This is a genomic window from Streptomyces sp. NPDC001889 (assembly GCF_053594535.1).
Window position 1 is genome coordinate 53,580 of sequence record NZ_JBSFER010000033.1, and the last position, 19,605, is coordinate 73,184.

Below are 19,605 nucleotides of genomic sequence, written 5' to 3' on the forward strand. Positions count from 1 at the left end.
GGCCCTTCCCCGGGCCCGGGCCCGCACCGGACCGGCCCGGAGCATCCCGCACCGGCCCGGGACCGGGACCCACCGGCCCCCACCGGTCCGGACCGGCCCCGGACCGGCTTTCGAGGCACCCGCCGCCGTAGGCTCTCCCCATGACGACTGATGCGGTGATCCCGGGGCCCGGCAGGCGGATCGACACCTACGACGAGCTGACGGCCGACCTGGCCGAGGCCGTGCTCGCCCTGCTCGCCGCCGCCGCCGGGGCGGACGGCACCCAGGCCGTCTCCGAACAGGGGCGGCTCCAGTTGCGCGGCGGCCGGCGGGAGGGCGTACGCCATCTTCTGCTCACCACCGACGGCGAGTTGACCGGTTACGCCCAGCTGGAGGACACCGACCCGGTCGAGGCACCCGCCGCCGAACTCGTGGTCCACCCCGAGCGGCGCGGACGCGGCCACGGCCGGGCGCTCGGGAACGCGCTGCTCGCGGCCTCCGGGAAGCGGCTGCGGGTCTGGGCGCACGGCGGGAAGTCGGCCGCCCGCCATCTCGCCCAGGTGCTCGGGCTGACCCTCTTCCGCGAACTGCGCCAGCTGCGCCGCCCGCTGGACCCGCTGGACATCGCCGAGCCGGTGCTGCCGCCCGGGGTCACCATCCGCACCTTCGTGCCCGGCCGGGACGACGCGGCCTGGCTCGCGGTGAACGCCGCCGCCTTCGCCCACCACCCCGAGCAGGGCTCCCTCACCCAGCGGGATCTGGACGACCGCAAGAGCGAGCCCTGGTTCGACCCCGAGGGCTTCTTCCTCGCCGAGCGCGACGGGGAGATCATCGGCTTCCACTGGACCAAGGTGCACGCCGCCGAGGGGCTCGGCGAGGTGTACGTGGTCGGCATCCGGCCCGACGCCCAGGGCGGCGGCCTCGGCAGGGCCCTCACCGCGACGGGCCTCCGCCATCTGGCCGCGCGGGGGCTGCCGGCCGCGATGCTCTATGTGGACGCCGACAACACGGCGGCGGTGACGGTGTACGAGCGGCTCGGCTTCACCACGCACGAGGTGGACCTGATGTACCGCACGGAGTCCTGAGACACGGCCCCCCGGACCCTCCGGGGCGACCGGGGCGGCCGGGACGGCAGAGGTGGCGGAGGCGCCCGGGACGGCTGGGACACCCGGGTGGGCACGGTCGGTGACCGCGCCCGCCCGGCCCGCCCGGTCCCGGGGCGCCCCCGTCCGGCTTCCCGCACGTCATGTCGTCGTTACCGGGTATTCAGACAGTGCTGCGAACCTCACTCAATGCAGCCCGCTCTGCCCTCCTCCGCCCCCGCCGCCGTGAACGGGAAGATCGTCCGGGCGCGCTCCGACGCGCCCGACGCCCCTTCCGCGCGGAAGAATGGGGGTATGAGTCAGCAGCCCACCGAGGCATCGGTCCAGCACCCCCAGCCGTCCGTCGGTTCGATAGCCGCGCACCGACCGCACACCGTCGCCGCGACGGTCTCCGATCTGGAGCCCGATCTCGACTCCGATCTCGACGGGTACGAGGAGGACGACCGGGGCGGCTCCGGCACCGAGCTGCCCAAGGGCCGCTTCCTCGACCGGGAGCGGAGCTGGCTCGCCTTCAACGAACGCGTGCTCGAACTGGCCGAGGACCCGGCCACCCCGCTCCTGGAGCGGGCCAACTTCCTCGCGATCTTCGCCTCCAACCTGGACGAGTTCTTCATGGTCCGGGTCGCCGGGCTGAAGCGGCGCATCGCCACCGGGGTGGCCACCCGCTCCGCCTCCGGCCTCCAGCCCCGCGAGGTCCTCGATCTGATCTGGACCCGCTCGCGCGAGCTGATGGCCCGGCACGCCGCCGCCTTCCAGCAGGACATCGCCCCGGCCCTCGCCGACGAGGGCGTCCACCTCATCCGCTGGCCGGATCTCACCGAGAAGGAGCAGGCCCGCCTGTTCACGCTGTTCCGGCAGCAGATCTTCCCGGTGCTGACCCCGCTGGCCGTGGACCCGGCCCACCCCTTCCCGTACATCTCCGGGCTCTCCCTCAACCTGGCCGTCGTGGTGCGCAACCCGGTCAGCGGGCACCGCCACTTCGCCCGGGTGAAGGTCCCGCCGCTGCTCTCCCGCTTCCTGGAGGCGTCGCCGCAGCGGTACGTCCCCCTGGAGGACGTCATCGCGGCCCATCTGGAGGAGCTGTTCCCCGGCATGGAGGTGCTCGCGCACCACATGTTCCGGGTGACCCGCAACGAGGACCTGGAGGTCGAGGAGGACGACGCGGAGAACCTCCTCAAGGCCCTGGAGAAGGAGCTGATGCGGCGCCGCTTCGGCCCGCCGGTGCGCCTGGAGGTCGAGGAGTCCATCGACCCGTACGTCCTGGACCTGCTGGTCCGCGAGCTGAAGGTGACCGACGCGGAGGTCTATCCGCTGCCCGGGCCGCTGGATCTGACCGGTCTCTTCGGGATCGCGGCGCTGGACCGGCCGGAGCTGAAGTTCCCCAAGTTCATCGCCGGCACCCACCGCGACCTCTCCGAGGTCGAGTCGGCGTCCGCGCCCGACATCTTCATGGCGCTGCGCGAGCGCGATGTGCTGCTGCACCACCCGTACGACAGCTTCTCCACCTCCGTACAGGCGTTCCTGGAGCAGGCCGCGGCCGACCCCGACGTACTGGCGATCAAGCAGACCCTCTACCGCACCTCCGGCGACTCCCCGATAGTCGACGCCCTGATCGACGCGGCCGAGGCCGGCAAGCAGGTGCTCGTCCTGGTCGAGATCAAGGCCCGCTTCGACGAGCAGGCCAACATCAAATGGGCGCGCAAGCTGGAGGAGGCGGGCTGCCATGTGGTGTACGGGCTGGTCGGTCTCAAGACCCACTGCAAGCTCTCGCTGGTGGTCCGCCAGGAGGGCGAGACCCTGCGCCGCTACTCGCACGTCGGCACCGGCAACTACCACCCCAAGACGGCCCGGCTGTACGAGGACCTGGGCCTGCTGACCACCGATCCGCAGGTCGGGGCGGACCTCTCCGACCTCTTCAACCGGCTCTCCGGATACTCCCGGCGCGAGACCTACCGCCGGCTCCTGGTCGCCCCCAAGTCGCTCCGGGACGGGCTGGTCGCGCGGATCAACAAGGAGGCCGCGCACCACAGGGCCGGGCGGCCCGCCTATGTCCGTATCAAGGTCAACTCGATGGTGGACGAGGCGATCATCGACGCCTGCTACCGGGCCGCGATGGCGGGCGTCCCGGTCGACATCTGGGTGCGCGGCATCTGCGCCGTGCGCCCCGGTGTCACCGGGCTCTCGGAGAACATCCGGGTGCGCTCCGTCCTCGGGCGGTTCCTGGAGCACTCCCGGATCTTCTCCTTCGGCAACGGCGGCGAGCCCGAGGTGTGGTTCGGCAGCGCCGACATGATGCACCGCAACCTCGACCGCCGGATCGAGGCCCTGGTCCGGGTCACCGACCCGGCCCACCGCGCCGCGCTCACCCGGCTGCTGGAGACCGGGATGTCCGACACCACGTCGTCCTGGCACCTGGGCCCGGACGGCGCCTGGACGCGGCACGCGCACGACGCGGAGGGCCAGCCGCTGCGCAATGTCCAGGAGATGCTCATTGACGCCCGGAGGCGAAGGCGTGCTCAATCCTGAACTGTCCCGGGTGCCCGCACAGGCCCGGGCCTCCACGGCGGCCCCGGCCACCGATCCGGCGGCGGGCGCGCTCGCCGGTTATCTGCACGCCCGTGCGGGTGACTTCCTGCGCAGTCTGCGGCTCCACGCGGAGAGCGGCGCGGACACCGCCGGCACGGCGGAGGCCGCCCGCGCCCTGCGGATCGCGGCCCGCCGCATCAGCGGGACCCTGCACACCTTCCGGCCGCTGCTGGACCCGGTGTGGGCGGACGGGCTGCGGGGGGAGCTGGCGTGGCTCTCCACCGCGCTCGCCCAGGAGCACGCCTGTACGTCACGGCTGAACCGGCTGGTGGAGGCGCTGGCGCGGCTGTCCGGAGCGCCGTCCCCCGGGGCCGGCGACCCCGGAAGCGGCGGCACCGTCGGCGCTCCGGGTTCCGGTTCCGGTGCGGGTCGCGCTTCCGGTGCGGGTCGCGCTTCCGGTGCGGGTTCCGGTTCCGGTGCGGGTTCCGGTTCCGGTGCGGGTTCCGGTTCCGGTGCGGGTTCGGGTTCGGGTTCGGGTTCCGGGGGCCGTTCCGGGGGCGGGGCGCTCTCCGTGGGGGCCGCGCGCGCCGCCGCGCTGCTGGAGCGGCAGCTCACCCTGGCCAGGACCCGGGCCCACTCCGCCGCGCTCCAGGCGCTGGGCTCGGCCCGCTTCCACGCGGTCGCGGACTCCGTCGCCCTCCTCGCGTCCGAGCTGCCGCTCGCCCCCGCCGCCGGCCCGCTCCTCAGCTCCGCCGAGACCGCCGAGCGGCGGCTGCTCGACGCGGTGGCGGCGCTTCCGCTGGCCCGCGCGGGACATCCGTACAACGCGGAGGCCCTGGTGCACGGCCTCGCCACGGCGGCCGAGGAGGCCCAGGACGCCCCCTGGCACCGGGTCCGCGCACTGCTGCGGCTGCACCGGTACGCCCTGGAGGTCACCGGACCGGCCGGTGACCCGGTGCTCGGCCGGGCGGGGCTCCTCCTCGACCGCCACCGGGACGCGGCCGAGGCCGCCGCCGCTGCCGCCGCCGCGGCCCGCACCCCGAGGATCGCCCCGGCGACGGCGTACGCCCTGGGCGTGCTCCACGCGGACCAGCGCCATGAGGTGGAGGCCGCCCGGTTCGCCTTCCAGGAGGTCTGGCGGGGCTCCGCCGTGACGGGCGCCCCCGGGACCGATGCCGTCGAGACAGGTGGAGGCCACCGGTGACACCGGGTCCGGACGAGACCGTACGAGCGGCGGGGTGTGTGCTGTGGCGGCCCGCGCCCGACGGCGGCGGCGTGGAGATCTGCCTGGTGCACCGGCCGAAGTACGACGACTGGTCGCATCCGAAGGGCAAGCTCAAACGCGGCGAGACGGCCGTGCGCGGCGCCCTGCGGGAGGTACTGGAGGAGACCGGCGCGACCTGTGTTCCGGGCCGGGAGCTGCCCACCGTCCGCTACCCGGTCGAGGGCCGCCCCAAGGAGGTCCGCTACTGGGCCGCGCGGGCCACCGGCGGCACTTTCGCCCCCAACAGCGAGGTCGACACGGTGGTGTGGCTCTCCCCCGCCGCCGCCCGCGCCCGGCTGACCCGGGAACGGGACCGGGAGCCGGTGGCGGCGCTCCTGGACACCCTGCGCCCGGCCGCGGGACGGGACCGGCGGGGCTGACGCCCGGCGGGCTCCCGGAGCCCGTCCACCCCCGGGCGGCGCCCGGACACCCGTACACCGGGCACCCGCCATCCGGTGTACGGTCGCGGATCATGCCCGTACGCCATGGATACGCCCAGGACCGCGGCGCCCTGCCTGCGGGGCTCCCGGGCTCCGGGGAAGAGATACGCCCGGCCCGCTGAGCCGGAGGCCGAGGGACCGCCGGAAGACCGCCGGAGGGCCTGCCGAGGAACCCGCCGGAGGACCGCCGGAGGACGCCCGCTCGCGCGGAAGCCGTCCCGGCGCGGCGGAAAGGCGCCCGGCGCGGGTCCGGCGGAGGGCGGGCACCCAGCCGCCCGACACGGTTCACCTGGCGTTCACTCGCCCCCGTGGGCGGCTTCACCTGATCTGCTTAATTTCGGCCTTACGAGGTAACCGGCACACGGCCGGCCCCCACCCCCGACACACGCCGTCACCCAGAGCTTCCGGAAACGGGCGCTCGCACGGCTTCTGGAAGGAACACCCGAAAGTGAAGCTTCAGCGCAAGAACGGGCTTCGCGCCACCGCGCTCGGCGCCCTCGCCGTCTCCGGCGCCCTGGTCCTCACGGCGTGTGGTTCGGACGACAACGCCTCGGGCAGCGGCGCCAACGACGGCAAGACCAGCGCCGCCTCGAACATCTCCTGCGAGGGCGCCAAGGGCAGGCTGCTCGCCTCCGGCTCCAGCGCGCAGAAGAACGCGATGGACCTGTGGGTCAAGAACTACATGGCCGCCTGTTCGGGCGTGGAGATCAACTACAAGTCGTCCTCGTCCGGTGAGGGCATCGTCGCCTTCAACCAGGGCACGGTCGGCTTCGCCGGCTCCGACTCGGCGCTCAAGCCCGAGGAGGTCGCCGAGTCCAAGAAGATCTGCAAGGACGGCCAGGGCATCAACCTGCCCATGGTCGGCGGTCCGATCGCGATCGGCTACAACCTCTCGGGCGTCGACGACCTGAACCTGGACGCCGCCACCATCGCCAAGATCTTCAACGGCAAGATCAAGAAGTGGAACGACCCGGCCATCGCCAAGCTCAACGAGGGCGCGTCGCTCCCGGACAAGGCGATCCAGGCGTTCCACCGCTCCGAGGACTCCGGCACCACCCAGAACCTCGGCAAGTACCTGGGCGCCACCGCCGGGGCCGACTGGCCCTACGAGGCCGAGAAGAAGTGGCCCGCGCCCGGCGGCCAGGCCGCCTCCGGCTCCTCCGGTGTCGCCGCCCAGGTCAAGCAGGTCGACGGCTCGATCGGCTACTTCGAGCTGTCGTACGCCACCTCGCAGTCCATCCCGACCGTGAGCATCGACACCGGCGCGGCAGCCCCGGTCGAGGCCACCTCGGAGAACGCCTCCAAGGCCATCGCCGCCGCCAAGGTCAAGGGCACCGGCAAGGACCTCGCCCTGGAGCTGGACTACACCACCAAGGCCGAGGGCGCCTACCCGATCGTCCTGGTGACCTACGAGGTCGTCTGCGACTCCGGCAACAAGCCGGAGACCCTGGACACCGTGAAGTCCTTCCTCACCTACGCCGCCGGCGACGAGGGCCAGAAGGTGCTCTCCGGCGCCGGCTACGCCCCGATCCCCGCCGAGATCAACGCCAAGGTCCGCGAGACCGTCGCGGGTCTGAAGTAACCCGGGCGGGCGGGCGGGGGCCCGACCGCCCCCGTCCGCCGCCCCATCCGGTGCACCGCCGCCGGGGGAGCCGCCCCGCTCCCCTCACACAGACCGGAAAGACCATGGCATCCACCACACCCATAGACTCCCCTCCCCCGCCCTCCGCGCCGCTGCCCCCGGCCACCGGGAAGAAGAGCACCTCCACCGGCCGCGCGGGCGACAAGATCTTCCTCGGCCTCTCCCGGGGCTCGGGCATCCTGCTGCTGGTGATCATGGCGTCGATCGCCGCGTTCCTCAGCTACCGCGCCGCCATCGCCATCTCGAAGGACGAGGGCAACTTCCTCACCACCTTCGACTGGAACCCGGCCGGTGACCCGCCGGTCTTCGGCATCGCCGTCCTGCTCTTCGGCACGGTCGTCAGCTCCATCGTGGCGATGGTGATCGCCGTGCCGATCGCGGTCGGGATCGCGCTCTTCATCTCCCACTACGCGCCGCGCAGACTGGCCGCGCCCATCGCCTATGTGGTCGATCTGCTGGCGGCCGTCCCCTCGATCATCTACGGCATCTGGGGCGCGCTCTTCCTCGTGCCGTACCTCGAAGGGCTCAACCTCTGGCTGGACGAGTTCTTCGGCTGGACCTACATCTTCGAGAAGACCGAGATCGGCGTCGCCCGCTCGCTCTTCACCGTCGGCATCCTGCTCGCGATCATGATCCTGCCGATCGTGACCAGCGTCAGCCGGGAGGTCTTCCTCCAGGTCCCCCGGATGAATGAAGAAGCGGCCCTGGCGCTCGGCGCCACCCGCTGGGAGGTCATCCGGATGTCGGTGCTCCCCTTCGGCCGCTCCGGGGTCATCTCCGCCTCGATGCTGGGCCTCGGCCGGGCGCTCGGCGAGACCATGGCCGTCGCCACCGTCCTCTCCCCGAGCTTTGTGATCTCGCTCCATCTGCTCAACCCGGGCGGCGGCACCTTCGCCCAGAACATCGCGGCCAAGTTCGACGAGGCCAATGAGCTGGGACGGGACGCGCTGATCGCCTCCGGGCTCGTGCTGTTCATCCTCACCCTGCTGGTCAATGGCGCGGCCCGCCTCATCATCGCCCGCCGCAAGGAGTACTCGGGGGCCAACGCATGATCCAGACAGCCATACAGGACCGCCCCACCCCCACCCCGCCGCCCACCCGCGAGTCCACCCTCAGCAGCCGCTCCCTGCCCCGCTGGGCGCCCGCCGCCTTCGCGGCCGGCGCGGTCGCGCTGGGCTGCGGACTCGGCGCGGTGGCCGGCTGGGAGAGCAGGACCCAGTGGGGCCTGGTCTCGGCCCTGTTCTTCGTCGCCATCTCGTACGCGGTCACCACCGCCGTGGAGAACAAGCGGCAGGCCAAGGACCGGCTGGCGACCAGCGTGGTCTGGGTCTGCTTCATCCTCGCCGTGGTCCCGCTGTTCTCGCTGATCTGGGTGACCGTGAGCCGGGGGATCAAGGTCCTCGACGGGTACTTCCTCACCCACTCCATGGCCGGGGTGCCCGGCTTCGAACCGGGCGGCGGGGTCTACCACGCGATCCTCGGCACCCTGGAGCAGGTGGGCCTGGCGACCGTGATCTCGGTGCCGCTGGGCCTGCTGACCGCGATCTACCTGGTCGAGTACGGCCGGGGCGCCCTCGCCAAGGCCGTGACCTTCTTCGTCGACGTCATGACGGGCATCCCGTCGATCGTCGCCGGTCTCTTCGTGCTCTCGATCATGCTGATGTTCGGGCTGGCCCCCTCCGGGCTGATGGGCGCGCTGGCACTGGCGATCCTGATGATCCCCGTGGTGGTCCGCTCCACCGAGGAGATGCTGAAGCTCGTCCCCAACGAGCTGCGCGAGGCATCGCTCGCCCTCGGTGTGCCGAAGTGGCGCACGATCCTGAAGGTGGTCATCCCGACCGCGCTCGGCGGGATCACCACCGGAGTGATGCTCGCCATCGCGCGCATCGCCGGTGAGACCGCCCCGATCATGCTCCTGGTCTTCGGCAGCCAGCTGATCAACGCGAACCCGTTCGAAGGCGCCCAGTCCTCGCTCCCCTTCTACATCTGGGAGCAGTACCGGGTCGGCAGCGAGGCGTCGTACGACCGCGCCTGGGCCGCCGCCCTGGTCCTGATCGCCTTCGTCATGATCCTCAACCTGGTGGCCCGCGGCATCGCCCGCTGGAAGGCCCCGAAGACCGGCCGCTAGCGGCCTCCTGGAAGTGTGAAGAAGATGGCCAAGCGAATCGACGTCAGCGGACTGACGGCCTACTACGGCACCCACAAGGCGATCGAGGACATCTCGATGACGGTGGAGCCCCGCTCGGTGACGGCCTTCATCGGCCCCTCCGGCTGCGGGAAGTCCACCTTCCTGCGCACCCTCAACCGGATGCACGAGGTCACCCCCGGCGGCCGGGTCGAGGGCAAGGTGATGCTGGACGACGAGAACCTGTACGGGTCGAACGTCGACCCGGTCGCCGTGCGCCGCACGGTGGGCATGGTCTTCCAGCGCCCCAACCCCTTCCCCACCATGTCGATCTTCGACAATGTGGCGGCGGGCCTGCGGCTCAACGGCTCCTACAAGAAGACCCAGCTCGCGGACATCGTCGAGAAGTCCCTGCGCAGCGCCAACCTCTGGAACGAGGTCAAGGACCGCCTCAACAAGCCCGGCTCGGGCCTCTCCGGCGGCCAGCAGCAGCGTCTGTGCATCGCCCGCGCCATCGCGGTCGAGCCCGATGTCCTGCTGATGGACGAGCCCTGCTCCGCCCTGGACCCGATCTCCACCCTCGCGATCGAGGACCTGATCAGCGAGTTGAAGGAGCGGTTCACGATCGTGATCGTGACCCACAACATGCAGCAGGCGGCCCGGGTCTCGGACCGCACCGCCTTCTTCAACCTGGCGGCGGTCGGCCAGCCGGGCCGGCTGATCGAAATAGACGAGACGGAGCGGATCTTCGCCAACCCGTCCGTCCAGGCGACCGAGGACTACATCTCGGGCCGCTTCGGCTGATCCCCCCTCGGGGCACCCGCCGGCTGCCCCCACCAACGTCTCGCGGTGCTGCATGGCGGTGCCACCGCAAGACGCAGGGCCCGCCCCCTCTCCCAGGGGGCGGGCCTTCCGCGCTCCCCGCCCGCCGCGCTCCCGCCCCACTGCGCGTACGCCGACGGCACCGAGAAGGACCGCACATGCCTGGACGCGGCCCGGCAGACGGCTGCTGAACGGCCCTCAGACCGCACGAGGCGTGACACCCCACCCGGGCTCCCGGAGGTCCCGCGGCCCGGCAGAGGCTCGCACCCGGCGGGCAGCCGACATGGGGAAGCTCAGGGGCCGGGGCGCTGCGACTCGTCGTACGGCCCACCGCTGGGGGCGGCAGGCGGTACCGCCCCTTCCGGCCGCCCGGCGGCCCGGGGTCAGCCGAAGACCAGCCAGACCACGCCGTAGCTCATCGCCGCCACCGCGCCCGCGGCCGGCATGGTGATGAACCAGCCCAGGACGATGTTCTTCGCGACTCCCCAGCGGACCGCGTTCACGCGCTTGGTCGCGCCGACGCCCATGATCGCGGAGGTGATCACATGGGTGGTGGAGATCGGGGCGTGGAAGAGGAAGGCAGAGCCGAACATGATCGACGCGCCCGTGGTCTCCGCCGCGAAGCCCTGGGGCGGGTCCAGTTCGATGATCTTGCGGCCCAGGGTGCGCATGATGCGCCAGCCGCCCGCGTAGGTGCCGAGGGAGAGCATCACCGCACAGGCGATCTTCACCCAGACCGGAATCGCGTCACCCTGCTGTTCCACATCGGCGATGACCAGGGCCATCACCACGATGCCCATCGTCTTCTGCGCGTCCTGGAGGCCGTGGCCGAGCGCCATCGCCGCCGCCGACACCGTCTGGGCGATACGGAAGCCGCGCTTGGCCTTGTGCGGGTTGACCCGGCGGAAGATCCACATGATCGCGACCATCACCAGATAGCCCGCGACCAGCCCGACCAGCGGTGAGACGAACATCGGGATGACGATCTTCTCCAGCACCCCGGACCAGATCACCTCCGTGCCGCCGGCCAGCGCCGCCCCCACCATCCCGCCGAAGAGGGCGTGCGAGGAGGACGAGGGCAGACCGAAGTACCAGGTGACGAGGTTCCACACGATCGCGCCCAGCAGCGCCGCGAAGAGGATGCCCATCCCCTTGCTGCCCTGGGGGGTGGCGATGAGCCCCTCGCTGACGGTCTTGGCCACGCCCTGGCCGAGGAAGGCGCCCGCGAGGTTCATCACCGCGGCCATCGCCAGCGCCGCCTTCGGCGTCAGCGCCCGGGTGGAGACCGAGGTCGCGATCGCGTTCGCGGAGTCGTGGAAACCGTTGGTGTAGGTGAATCCGAGCGCGACACCAATGGTCACGATCAGGGCGAAGGTGTCCACGAGCGTCAGGACTCCTTGACCGCGATGGTCTCCACGGTGTTCGCCACGTGCTCGAAGGCGTCGGCGGCCTCTTCCAGCACATCCACGATCTGCTTGAGCTTGAGCACCTCGATGGCGTCGTACTTCCCGTTGAAGAGCGTCGCGAGCAGCCGGCGGTGGATCTGGTCGGCCTGGTTCTCCAGCCGGTTGACCTCGATCCAGTACTCGGTCAGATTGTCCATGGTCCGCAGGTGCGGCATGGCCTCGGCGGTCAACTCGGCCGCGCGGACCAGGACCTCGATCTGCTGCTCGACTCCCTTGGGCAGCTCCTCGACCCGGTAGAGCACAACCAGGTCGACGGCCTCCTCCATGAAGTCCATGATGTCGTCGAGGGACGACGCGAGGCGGTAGATGTCCTCACGGTCGAACGGTGTGATGAACGAGGAGTTCAACTGGTGGAAAATGGCATGGGTGGCGTCGTCGCCCGCGTGTTCCGCCGCCCGCATCCGTTCCGCGATCTCGGCCCGCCCGGAGGCGTCCGCCCCGAGCAGTTCCATCAGGAGCTTGGAGCCCGTGACGATGTTGTCCGCGGACGCGGCGAACATGTCGTAGAAGCTCGTCTCCCTGGGGGTCAGACGAAATCGCACGTGGGGTCCTCGGGTGCTCTGGGTTCGGACAGGCTGATGCTAGGCGCATTCATCCGGCCACGGCCAACCGGCATTCCTCAGTGTCGCCCATCGAGGGCGCGGATGAGCAGGGGCCCCTCACACACGGGCACCCCTTTCTCTCGCGATTCGGTACCATATACCCGTGAGGGGTATATGCGCGCTCACTTTGAGCAGATCATTTTCGGACAGCACCGAGAGCACCCCCAGCACACACCAGAGCACGGCCCGCAGGACAACCCACAGCGCAGAACGCAGGACAACGGGAGGACGCGATGACGACCACCGAGGCGGCCGGCCCCCCGGTCACCGGCACCGCCGCACCGGCGGCGGGCACCGCCCCCGCCACCGACCACGATCACGGGGTGCACGGCTACCACCACCAGAAGGACGAGCACCTCAAGCGGCTCCGCCGGATCGAGGGCCAGATCCGCGGCCTCCAGCGGATGGTCGACGAGGACGTCTACTGCATCGACATACTCACTCAGGTCTCCGCCTCCACCAAGGCCCTCCAGTCCTTCGCGCTCCAGCTCCTGGAGGAGCATCTGCGGCACTGTGTCGCGGACGCCGCGGTCAAGGGCGGCAATGAGATCGACGCCAAGGTCGAAGAGGCCACCAAGGCCATCGCCCGCCTGCTCCGCACCTGAGCACCTGAACGCCCGAGCACCTGGAAACCCGGACACCCGGGCCGGGGCGCCGGCTCCGCTCCCGGCCACCGGCCCGGCCCGCGGAGGACCCGGATCGCGGGACCCGGCCCGCGGAGGACCCGGCCCACGGACCACCCGGCCCGCCGCACCGGACCGCCGGGAGAGCCCGCCCGCGGAGGGCCGGGGCGCACCGTCGCCCCGGCCCCGCCCGCGGTCACCCCTGCCGGATCTGCCGGAGCTGTGAGGTCTCCTGAATCTGCCGGGCCGACCGTTCGGCCGCCACCTTCAGCACCTCGTCGATACGGTCGAAGCTGAGCCGCTCCCCGTCCGTCGCCGACGCCGCGATGATCAGATCGCCGCACAGCTCGATCTCGGCGAGGGCCACGTGGTCCTGTACCAATGTCGTACTGGGCGGAGCCACGTGCATTCACCTCTTCCTGCCGGAACCGGCTTCCTAGCGTAGGGAGTGACGCACGGGGAGCGCATGGCACGTCCGGACCATTTAGCCCCTGATTCTTCCGGCGTAAATATCTCCGCGCGCGGGCAGGCGCACGGCGACCGGCGCCCCGAAGTCGTACAGCAGCGTCTCCGAGACGACCGCGACGCTCCCCCGGCCATTGCCGAAGTGGAAGCGGTGACGCAGCTTCCGGACCCGCCCCTCGTCGTCGAGGTACACATCGAAGGGCACGGCGTCCCTGGCGAACCCTTTCGCCGCCGCCGCCAGCGAGGCCCGCACATGCGGCGCGGCGACCCGGGCCGCCCGCGCGATGTCGGCGCCGCCCCGGAAATGGCGCACCGCCACGCCCCCGACCGTCGTCCGGCCCACCGGGGACACGTCCCGCGCGCTGCGCAGCAGCTCCGCGGCGGCCAGCGGATCGGTCGCGCCCCCGGTGACCAGGTTCCCGTCCGCCAGCGAGGCCGTCTCGACCCGCACCCACTTGTCGGCGGGCACCCCGGCGCCGCGGTTCTTCATGTACAGCGCCCCGGACGTCATCAGCTCGGTGACCGGACTGCGGTCGTCCGTCCCCGCCGGGTCCTTCGGCAGCACGACCGTGAGCCGGCCCTCGCGCCGGGCGAAGTCATAGCCGCCCTCGCCCCGGATCGTCACCCGCGTCCCCCCGGCGGCCGTCTCCATCGACGTCCGCACCCGGGCGCTGCCCGCCGCCACGAGCCGGTCCGCCGCCGCGCGCACCTCCTCGGCCGCGCCGTCCGCCACCCGCCCGGCCCGCCCCTGGCCCTGTACGGAGCCGGGCCCCGGCCGGTCGCCGTCCGCGCCGCCGTCCCGCCCGCCGGCGGAGCAGCCACCGGCCGCCACCGCACCCAGGACGGCCGCGACGACGGCGACCGCCGCGCCCCTGCTCCTGTGCTGCTGCACCACCATCGCCTGCCAACCCCCAACACCGAACCGCTGTTTCCCAAGACCTCCGCCCGCCCCGCCTAACGAGAACCCCGGCCCGCCGTCACGCGGGCGCACCGGGCGCGCCCCGGCCCAGTACGGTGGAACCGTGCTTCCGCAAGACGCCCAGGACCCCGCTCCGGGACCGCATCACCCGACCCATCACACGACCACCGCCGAGCGCGGCTCCTTCGCCGTGGCGCGCTGCTCCTGCGGCTGGGCGGGCCCGGCCCGGCGCTCGCGCGAGAGAGCCCGCGCCGACGCCCGGTCGCACGCCCCGGAGCCCGCGCCGGCACCGGCCCCGGCGCCCGCCCCGGCCGCCCCCGGGCACTGAGCGCGGAACCGGCCCGCCCGTGGAGCCGTCTCGTCCACCAGGACGCCCTCGGGAGGCCCAGATGGACCGGCGCGCACTGCTCACCACCGCGGTGGCCCTCACCGCGACCGCCTGCACCAGCGGCGGCGGCAGCGGGGGCGACGGGGCCGGCACCGGCAGCCGGCCGGGCGCCCCGGCCCGGACCACCCCTGCCCCCGCACCACCCCCCGCGCCCCGCACCTCCCGGGCCCCCGACTGGAACGCCCTCGCCCGGAGCCTGGACGGGCGGCTGATACGCCCGGACGACGCCGACTACCCGGCCGCCCGCCAGCTCTACAACACCCGCTTCGACACCCAGCGCCCCGCCGCCGTCGCCTATGCCGCCGGCGAGGACGACATCCGGGAGTGCCTCGCCCACGCCCGCGCCCACGGCGTCCCCGTCTCCATCCGCGGCGGCGGCCACTCCTACGCCGGGTGGTCCTCCGGCACCGGCCGGCTCGTCATCGACGTCTCCGCCCTCGACCGGGTCGCGGCCGACGGCACCATCGGCGCCGGCGCCCGGCTCGCCGACGTCTACCGCACTCTCGCCCGCACCGGCCGCACCCTCCCCGCCGGCTCCTGCCCCTCCGTCGGCATCAGCGGCCTCACCCTCGGCGGCGGACAGGGCGTCACCTCCCGCGCGTACGGACTGACCTGCGACAGCCTGCTCTCCGCCACCCTCGTCACCGCCGCCGGCACCACCCTGACCACCAGCGCCGACGAGCACCCGGAGCTGTTCTGGGCCCTGCGCGGCGCGGGCAACGGCAACTTCGGCGTGGTGACCGCGCTCCGCTTCCGCACCAGCCCCGCCCCCGCCGCCGTGACCGGCCGGATCAGCTGGCCCTGGCCGAGGGCGGCGGCCGTGCTGGCGGCCTGGCAGCGCTGGGGCCCGGACCAGCCGGACGAGATCTGGTCATCGGCCCATCTGGGCGCCGCACCCGGCGGCGCCGCGCCCAATATCTCGGTGGCGGTCTGCTCCCTGGGCACGGAGGGCGAGCTGAGCACCGCCCTCGACCGGCTCATCGACCGGGCCGGCGCCCCGGCCGGACCCGTCTCGCTGCGGCGGCGCGGCCATCTGGACGCCATGCTCGGCTACGCGGACTGCGCGACGCTGAGCCCCGAGCAGTGCCGGCTCCCGGGCACGGTCCCGGGCCGCTCCCGCGCGGGCGCCCTCCAGCGGGATACGTACGCCTCCGCCTCCGACTTCTTCGACCGCGACCTCCCGGCGGACGGGATACGGGCGCTGCTCGCCGCCGTCGAGTCGTTCCGGGACCTCCCGGCCGGGCAGGGCTCGGTCTCCCTGACGGCGCTGGGCGGCGCGGTCAACCGGGTGGACCCCTCGGCGACGGCCTTCGTCCACCGGCGCTCGCGGACCCTGGCGCAGTACATCGCCTCCTGGCGGGCGGGCACCCCCGGCGGACACCAGCGGGCCTGGCTGGGGGAGACCCACCGCGCCCTGCGCCCGCACGCGTCGGGCGCCGCGTACCAGAACTACCCCGACCCCCGGCTGGCCGACTGGCGGCGGGCGTACTACGGACCGGCGGCGGACCGCCTCACCCGGCTGAAGCGGCGGTACGACCCGGAGCGGGTCTTCGACTTCCCGCAGGCGCTGTAGCCGTACGGGAGGTCCCGTAGCCCATACGGGGGTGTCCGGATGGCCGGGGCGGCGCGGGGGCGGTGCCCTTGTTCACAAGGGGGTGTTCAGCCGAACGCCCAGCCGCCCGCTCCGGGCACCCGACCGAGGACGTCCCGCCATGAACCGACCGATGGGCCGAGCCGCGCGCCGCGGCGGCCGGATAGCCGTGCTCGCCGCCACCGCGGCCCTCACCCTCGCGCTCCCCCTCGGGAGCGCCGCCACCACCGCTTCGCCCCGGGAACCCGCGCCGAGCGCGGCCAGGCCGGAGGGCCCGATAGAGAGCTCGCTCTCCGTCGCCGGGACGGGCGCGATGGCCGCCGGAGCCACCGTCATGATCGTCCGCCGCCATCAGCGCCGCAGCCGCAACAGCCGGCGCTGACCACCGGGCCCGCCCGCACGGCACCCACGACAGCGGTGAGCCCGCCGCGCCACTCCCGGGACGGGAGAAACGCGACGGGCTCGGCTTCCACGCGACGACCCGGCGGTCCGCCGCTGAAGAGTTTCAGGCGGCGAGATCCCGCTCGCCGCTCCCCTCGACCCTCTGCTCCGGAACGCCCCTGGCCCCGGAGCGCTCTCCGCCCGGACCGGGCAGCGGCTTCTTCGACCGTACGAGCACTCCGGCCCTCGACCCGGCGATCGCCGACACCAGCGGGGTCAGCAGCGCCATCGCCAGGGGCGCGAGCAGCAGGGTGACCGCCGTGCCGAGCGCGAAGCCGCCGATGACATCCGTCGGGTAGTGGACGCCCATGTAGATCCGGAGGAAGCCCTCCAGGATCGCCAGCCCGAGCGCGGCGAAGCCGAGCTTCCGGTGGGCCAGGAAGATGCCGACCGCGATGGCCATGGCCATGGTGGAGTGATCGCTGACAAAGGAGTAGTCGGTCTTGCCGGAGACCAGGACTTCGAGCCCCTGGTGGTCGACGAAGGGGCGCGGCCGTTCCACGAAGCCGCGGATGGGGATGTTGACCACCACCGCGGCGGCGGCGGCGAGCGGCGCCCAGACGAGCCCGGTGACCGCGGCCACCGAGTCCTCGGCGGTGCCGATGCGGCGCACGCTCCACCACGACCAGAGCCCGATGACGACGAGCCCGAACATGATGCCGTACTCGCCGACGAAGCCCATGATGCGATCGACCCACGGCGGGGCGGCTTTGGACAGGCCGTTGATGTCGTAGAGCAGATTGAGGTCGGCGCCCGACCCTCCGCTCGCTTCCGCGAGGAGAAGCCCCGTCCTTGGCTCCGCGAGGGGAATCCCCAGTGCGAGTCCAGCCATCTGCTACGGCCCCTTGCCTCTTATCGCCCTGAACTGCTCGGTGTCCGCGTCATCCGCGTCTGCGTCTACAACTACGTCTGCGTCCGCTTCCGCTTCCGCCCGGTCGCGGTCGTCTCTGCGGTCGCGGCCGTCTCCACGGCCGCGGCGCGGTGGAGCCGCGCCGCCACCACCGCCCCCGCCGGGGGGACGGCACGGCCGCTCCGTCCAGGGAACGGCCCGGTCGCCCCCGACGTTCCTCTCTCCACCGAACGATCACCATGACGTTATCGAAGAGAAATACGTCGCCGCAGCTCAGGGCCGTGGCTCACCAGAGGCTTTCCAGCCATCCGGAACGCCGGGTCAGACCTCCGGAGCCGGCGTGGGAAGCGCCTTCGCGCCATCCTCGGTGACCCGGGTGGCCCCGAAGTAGTCCGGAGTGTCGATCTTGTCGAAGCGGATCACAGCCCCGGTACGGGGAGCGTTGATCATATATCCGCCGCCGACATAGATGCCGACGTGCCGGATCGCCCGGGAGTTGGTGAGGTCGTCGGAGAAGAAGACCAGATCGCCGGGGAGCAGCTCCTCGCGGGCCGGGTGCGGTCCCGCGTTGTACTGGTCGTTGGCCACCCGGGGCAGCTCGATGTCCACGGTCCGGTACGCGGCCTGGGAGAGCCCCGAGCAGTCGAACCGCCCGCCCTGCGCCGCGGTGCCGGTGCCGCCCCACAGATACTTGGTGCCCAGCTGCTTCTGCGCGAACTCGATCGCCCCGGCCGCCTGCCGCGAGGGGTCGACCCGGCCGATGGGCTTGGCGAAGCTCTTCTCCAGCGAGCGGATGATCTTCACATAGTTCTGTGTCTCGCTGTACGGGGGGACGCCGCCGTACTTGATCACGGCGTACGGGCCCGCGTTGTAGGCGGCGAGCATGTTGCTGGTGGGGTCGCCCGGCGCCTTCTTCACATAGCCGGCCAGCGCGCAGTCGTAGCTCGCCGCCGACGGGATCGCGTCGGCGGGGTCCCAGACGTCGCGGTCCCCGTCCTGGTCCCCGTCGACTCCGTGGGTGGCCCAGGTGCCGGGGATGAACTGGGCGATGCCCTGCGCCGCCGCGTGGCTCTGCGCGCGCGGGTTCCAGCCACTCTCCTGGTAGAGCTGGGCGGCGAGGAGCGCCGGGTTGATCGCGGGGCAGAGGTTGCCCCATTTCTGCACCAGTGACTGGTACCGCGCGGGGACGGCGCCCTTGGCGAGCCCCACGGCCCCGTTGCGGCCGTCGGCGGCGCCGCCGAGGAGACCGGCGGCGGCGGTGAAGGCACCGACCACGAGCAGTCCGACGAACAGCAGGGCCATCCCGGCGGACAGCCCCGCGATCCACCACGCCTTACGCACCGTCAACCGCCCTTCACCCCTGGGGAGTACGCCGCCCTGCGTCAGTGTAGGTGGGGGAAGGGTGATTCAGGAGGTGGACGAAGGGGACAGCGGAAGGGGTGTCCACGGCCCTCCCCGGGCGCGGGCCTCTCCCGTAACGGCCCCGCCGGGCCCGGCCCGACCGCTACGGCTTCCTCCCCACCGCCCCGAACATCGCCACCTCGGCCGGCGGCTCCGCCCCTTCCCCCCGCCCGGCCCGGGGGCGCCAGCGGGAGCAGGAGACCAGGCCCGGTTCGAGCAGTTCGAGACCCTCGAAGTACCGCTCGACGGCCTCGGGGGTCCGCTGGGTCAGACGCGGGGTGCCGTGTTCGTTCCAGAAGGCCACCGCCGCGTCCACATCCGGCATCGACGGGCTGGTGATCGTGTGCGAGAGGACCAGATGGCTCCCGGACGGCAGCTCGGCCATCAGCCGGCGCACGACGTCGTACGACTGCTCGTCGTCCTCGATGAAGATCACCACCCCGAGCAGCATCAGCGCGACGGGCCGGGAGAGGTCGAGCGTCTCGGCCGCCCGCTCCAGGATGGCGCCCGCGTCGCGCAGATCCGCGTCGAGATAGTCCGTGCGGCCCTCGGACGTACTGGTCAGCAGGGCCCGGGCGTGACTGAGGACCAGGGGGTCGTTGTCCACGTACACGATCCGCGCGTCGGGCGCGGCCCGCTGGGCGACCTCGTGGGTGTTGTCGGCGCTCGGCAGCCCCGTGCCGATGTCGAGGAACTGCCTGATCCCGGCCTCCGCCGCGAGATGGTGCACGGCCCGCCCGAGAAAGAGCCGGTCGGCCAGGGCGTAATCCCCGATACCCGGATGGATCGACCTGATCCGGTCCCCCGCCTCCCGGTCGACCGGGTAGTTGTCCTTGCCGCCGAGCCAGTAGTTCCAGATGCGGGCGGTGTGGGGGCGCGTGGTGTCGATCCGGAGGCGTATGTCCTCGAGTCCAGTCACGCGGGACACGGTATCCAAACGCATCCCTCCGGAGAGCCG

General features: G+C 72.3%; 18 protein-coding genes. 11 read left to right on the top strand and 7 right to left on the bottom strand.

Annotated features, from left to right (window positions below):
• Positions 1–140 precede the first annotated feature (140 nt).
• The 8 genes from mshD (at position 141) to pstB (ending at position 9,883) form a co-directional block, all read left to right on the top strand.
• A complete protein-coding gene (gene mshD, locus ACWCRA_RS31690; RefSeq protein ID WP_351558041.1) occupies positions 141–1,064 on the top strand; it encodes a mycothiol synthase in 924 nt (307 codons plus the stop codon).
• 312 nt (positions 1,065–1,376) lie between these two features.
• The gene (locus tag ACWCRA_RS31695; protein WP_351558043.1) at positions 1,377–3,608 is read left to right on the top strand and encodes an RNA degradosome polyphosphate kinase; all 2,232 of its coding nucleotides are present in this window, start codon (positions 1,377–1,379) and stop codon (positions 3,606–3,608) included.
• Complete coding sequence (locus ACWCRA_RS31700; RefSeq protein ID WP_451069196.1) at positions 3,574–4,812, top strand: CHAD domain-containing protein; 1,239 nt, start codon at positions 3,574–3,576, stop codon at positions 4,810–4,812. Before ACWCRA_RS31695 ends, ACWCRA_RS31700 begins: the two co-directional genes overlap by 35 nt.
• Positions 4,809–5,252, top strand: coding sequence for an NUDIX hydrolase (locus tag ACWCRA_RS31705; protein ID WP_351558047.1), 444 nt, complete (start codon positions 4,809–4,811; stop codon positions 5,250–5,252). The genes ACWCRA_RS31700 and ACWCRA_RS31705 overlap by 4 nt, the downstream gene beginning before the upstream one ends.
• A gap of 508 nt (positions 5,253–5,760) precedes the next feature.
• Positions 5,761–6,894, top strand: a complete 1,134-nt coding sequence (gene pstS / locus ACWCRA_RS31710; protein WP_351558049.1) for a phosphate ABC transporter substrate-binding protein PstS — start codon at positions 5,761–5,763, stop codon at positions 6,892–6,894.
• A gap of 104 nt (positions 6,895–6,998) precedes the next feature.
• A complete protein-coding gene (gene pstC / locus ACWCRA_RS31715; RefSeq protein ID WP_351558051.1) occupies positions 6,999–8,006 on the top strand; it encodes a phosphate ABC transporter permease subunit PstC in 1,008 nt (335 codons plus the stop codon).
• The gene (pstA, locus tag ACWCRA_RS31720) at positions 8,003–9,082 is read left to right on the top strand and encodes a phosphate ABC transporter permease PstA (RefSeq protein ID WP_351558053.1); all 1,080 of its coding nucleotides are present in this window, start codon (positions 8,003–8,005) and stop codon (positions 9,080–9,082) included. The genes pstC and pstA overlap by 4 nt, the downstream gene beginning before the upstream one ends.
• A gap of 24 nt (positions 9,083–9,106) precedes the next feature.
• Positions 9,107–9,883, top strand: coding sequence for a phosphate ABC transporter ATP-binding protein PstB (gene pstB, locus ACWCRA_RS31725; protein ID WP_351558055.1), 777 nt, complete (start codon positions 9,107–9,109; stop codon positions 9,881–9,883).
• Between the two features lie 401 nt (positions 9,884–10,284).
• Here pstB and ACWCRA_RS31730 read toward each other — a convergent pair whose 3' ends face one another.
• Both ACWCRA_RS31730 and ACWCRA_RS31735 read right to left on the bottom strand, forming a co-directional pair.
• Positions 10,285–11,283: an inorganic phosphate transporter gene (locus ACWCRA_RS31730; RefSeq protein ID WP_351558057.1), complete on the bottom strand. Its 999-nt coding sequence runs from the start codon at positions 11,281–11,283 to the stop codon at positions 10,285–10,287.
• 5 nt (positions 11,284–11,288) lie between these two features.
• The gene (locus tag ACWCRA_RS31735) at positions 11,289–11,909 is read right to left on the bottom strand and encodes a DUF47 domain-containing protein (protein ID WP_351558059.1); all 621 of its coding nucleotides are present in this window, start codon (positions 11,907–11,909) and stop codon (positions 11,289–11,291) included.
• A gap of 293 nt (positions 11,910–12,202) precedes the next feature.
• On the opposite strand from ACWCRA_RS31735, the gene ACWCRA_RS31740 reads away from it, so the two are divergent.
• Entirely contained in the window at positions 12,203–12,574 is a 372-nt protein-coding gene (locus tag ACWCRA_RS31740; protein ID WP_451069197.1) for a metal-sensitive transcriptional regulator, read from the top strand.
• A gap of 214 nt (positions 12,575–12,788) precedes the next feature.
• On the opposite strand, the gene ACWCRA_RS31745 is transcribed toward ACWCRA_RS31740, so the two are convergent.
• Positions 12,789–13,001, bottom strand: a complete 213-nt coding sequence (locus tag ACWCRA_RS31745) for a hypothetical protein (protein WP_351558063.1) — start codon at positions 12,999–13,001, stop codon at positions 12,789–12,791.
• 75 nt (positions 13,002–13,076) lie between these two features.
• Positions 13,077–13,955 (bottom strand): hypothetical protein, encoded by an 879-nt coding sequence (locus ACWCRA_RS31750; RefSeq protein WP_351558064.1) that lies wholly within the window; start codon positions 13,953–13,955, stop codon positions 13,077–13,079.
• A gap of 410 nt (positions 13,956–14,365) precedes the next feature.
• On the opposite strand from ACWCRA_RS31750, the gene ACWCRA_RS31755 reads away from it, so the two are divergent.
• Positions 14,366–15,937 (top strand): FAD-binding oxidoreductase, encoded by a 1,572-nt coding sequence (locus tag ACWCRA_RS31755; RefSeq protein WP_351558068.1) that lies wholly within the window; start codon positions 14,366–14,368, stop codon positions 15,935–15,937.
• Positions 15,938–16,076: 139 nt separating this feature from the next.
• Complete coding sequence (locus ACWCRA_RS31760; protein ID WP_351558070.1) at positions 16,077–16,337, top strand: hypothetical protein; 261 nt, start codon at positions 16,077–16,079, stop codon at positions 16,335–16,337.
• 123 nt (positions 16,338–16,460) lie between these two features.
• Here ACWCRA_RS31760 and ACWCRA_RS31765 read toward each other — a convergent pair whose 3' ends face one another.
• The 3 genes from ACWCRA_RS31765 to ACWCRA_RS31775 form a co-directional block, all read right to left on the bottom strand.
• A complete protein-coding gene (locus ACWCRA_RS31765; RefSeq protein WP_351558072.1) occupies positions 16,461–17,228 on the bottom strand; it encodes a phosphatase PAP2 family protein in 768 nt (255 codons plus the stop codon).
• Positions 17,229–17,567: 339 nt separating this feature from the next.
• Positions 17,568–18,548, bottom strand: a complete 981-nt coding sequence (locus tag ACWCRA_RS31770; protein WP_451069205.1) for a C40 family peptidase — start codon at positions 18,546–18,548, stop codon at positions 17,568–17,570.
• A 202-nt stretch (positions 18,549–18,750) separates the two neighbouring features.
• On the bottom strand, positions 18,751–19,590 hold the full coding sequence (locus ACWCRA_RS31775) for an SAM-dependent methyltransferase (RefSeq protein WP_451069198.1): 840 nt from the start codon (positions 19,588–19,590) through the stop codon (positions 18,751–18,753).
• Positions 19,591–19,605: the final 15 nt, after the last annotated feature.

Bases quoted from the DNA above. Each gene is read 5' to 3' on its own strand.
- ACWCRA_RS31765 (WP_351558072.1), bottom strand. From the start codon at position 17,228: ATGGCTGGACTCGCACTGGGGATTCCCCTCGCGGAGCCAAGGACGGGG.
- ACWCRA_RS31755 (WP_351558068.1), top strand. From the start codon at position 14,366: ATGGACCGGCGCGCACTGCTCACCACCGCGGTGGCCCTCACCGCGACC.
- ACWCRA_RS31745 (WP_351558063.1), bottom strand. From the start codon at position 13,001: ATGCACGTGGCTCCGCCCAGTACGACATTGGTACAGGACCACGTGGCC.
- ACWCRA_RS31775 (WP_451069198.1), bottom strand. From the start codon at position 19,590: ATGCGTTTGGATACCGTGTCCCGCGTGACTGGACTCGAGGACATACGC.
- ACWCRA_RS31760 (WP_351558070.1), top strand. From the start codon at position 16,077: ATGAACCGACCGATGGGCCGAGCCGCGCGCCGCGGCGGCCGGATAGCC.
- ACWCRA_RS31695 (WP_351558043.1), top strand. From the start codon at position 1,377: ATGAGTCAGCAGCCCACCGAGGCATCGGTCCAGCACCCCCAGCCGTCC.
- pstC (WP_351558051.1), top strand. From the start codon at position 6,999: ATGGCATCCACCACACCCATAGACTCCCCTCCCCCGCCCTCCGCGCCG.
- ACWCRA_RS31750 (WP_351558064.1), bottom strand. From the start codon at position 13,955: ATGGTGGTGCAGCAGCACAGGAGCAGGGGCGCGGCGGTCGCCGTCGTC.
- pstA (WP_351558053.1), top strand. From the start codon at position 8,003: ATGATCCAGACAGCCATACAGGACCGCCCCACCCCCACCCCGCCGCCC.
- pstB (WP_351558055.1), top strand. From the start codon at position 9,107: ATGGCCAAGCGAATCGACGTCAGCGGACTGACGGCCTACTACGGCACC.
- ACWCRA_RS31770 (WP_451069205.1), bottom strand. From the start codon at position 18,548: ATGGCCCTGCTGTTCGTCGGACTGCTCGTGGTCGGTGCCTTCACCGCC.
- ACWCRA_RS31740 (WP_451069197.1), top strand. From the start codon at position 12,203: ATGACGACCACCGAGGCGGCCGGCCCCCCGGTCACCGGCACCGCCGCA.
- mshD (WP_351558041.1), top strand. From the start codon at position 141: ATGACGACTGATGCGGTGATCCCGGGGCCCGGCAGGCGGATCGACACC.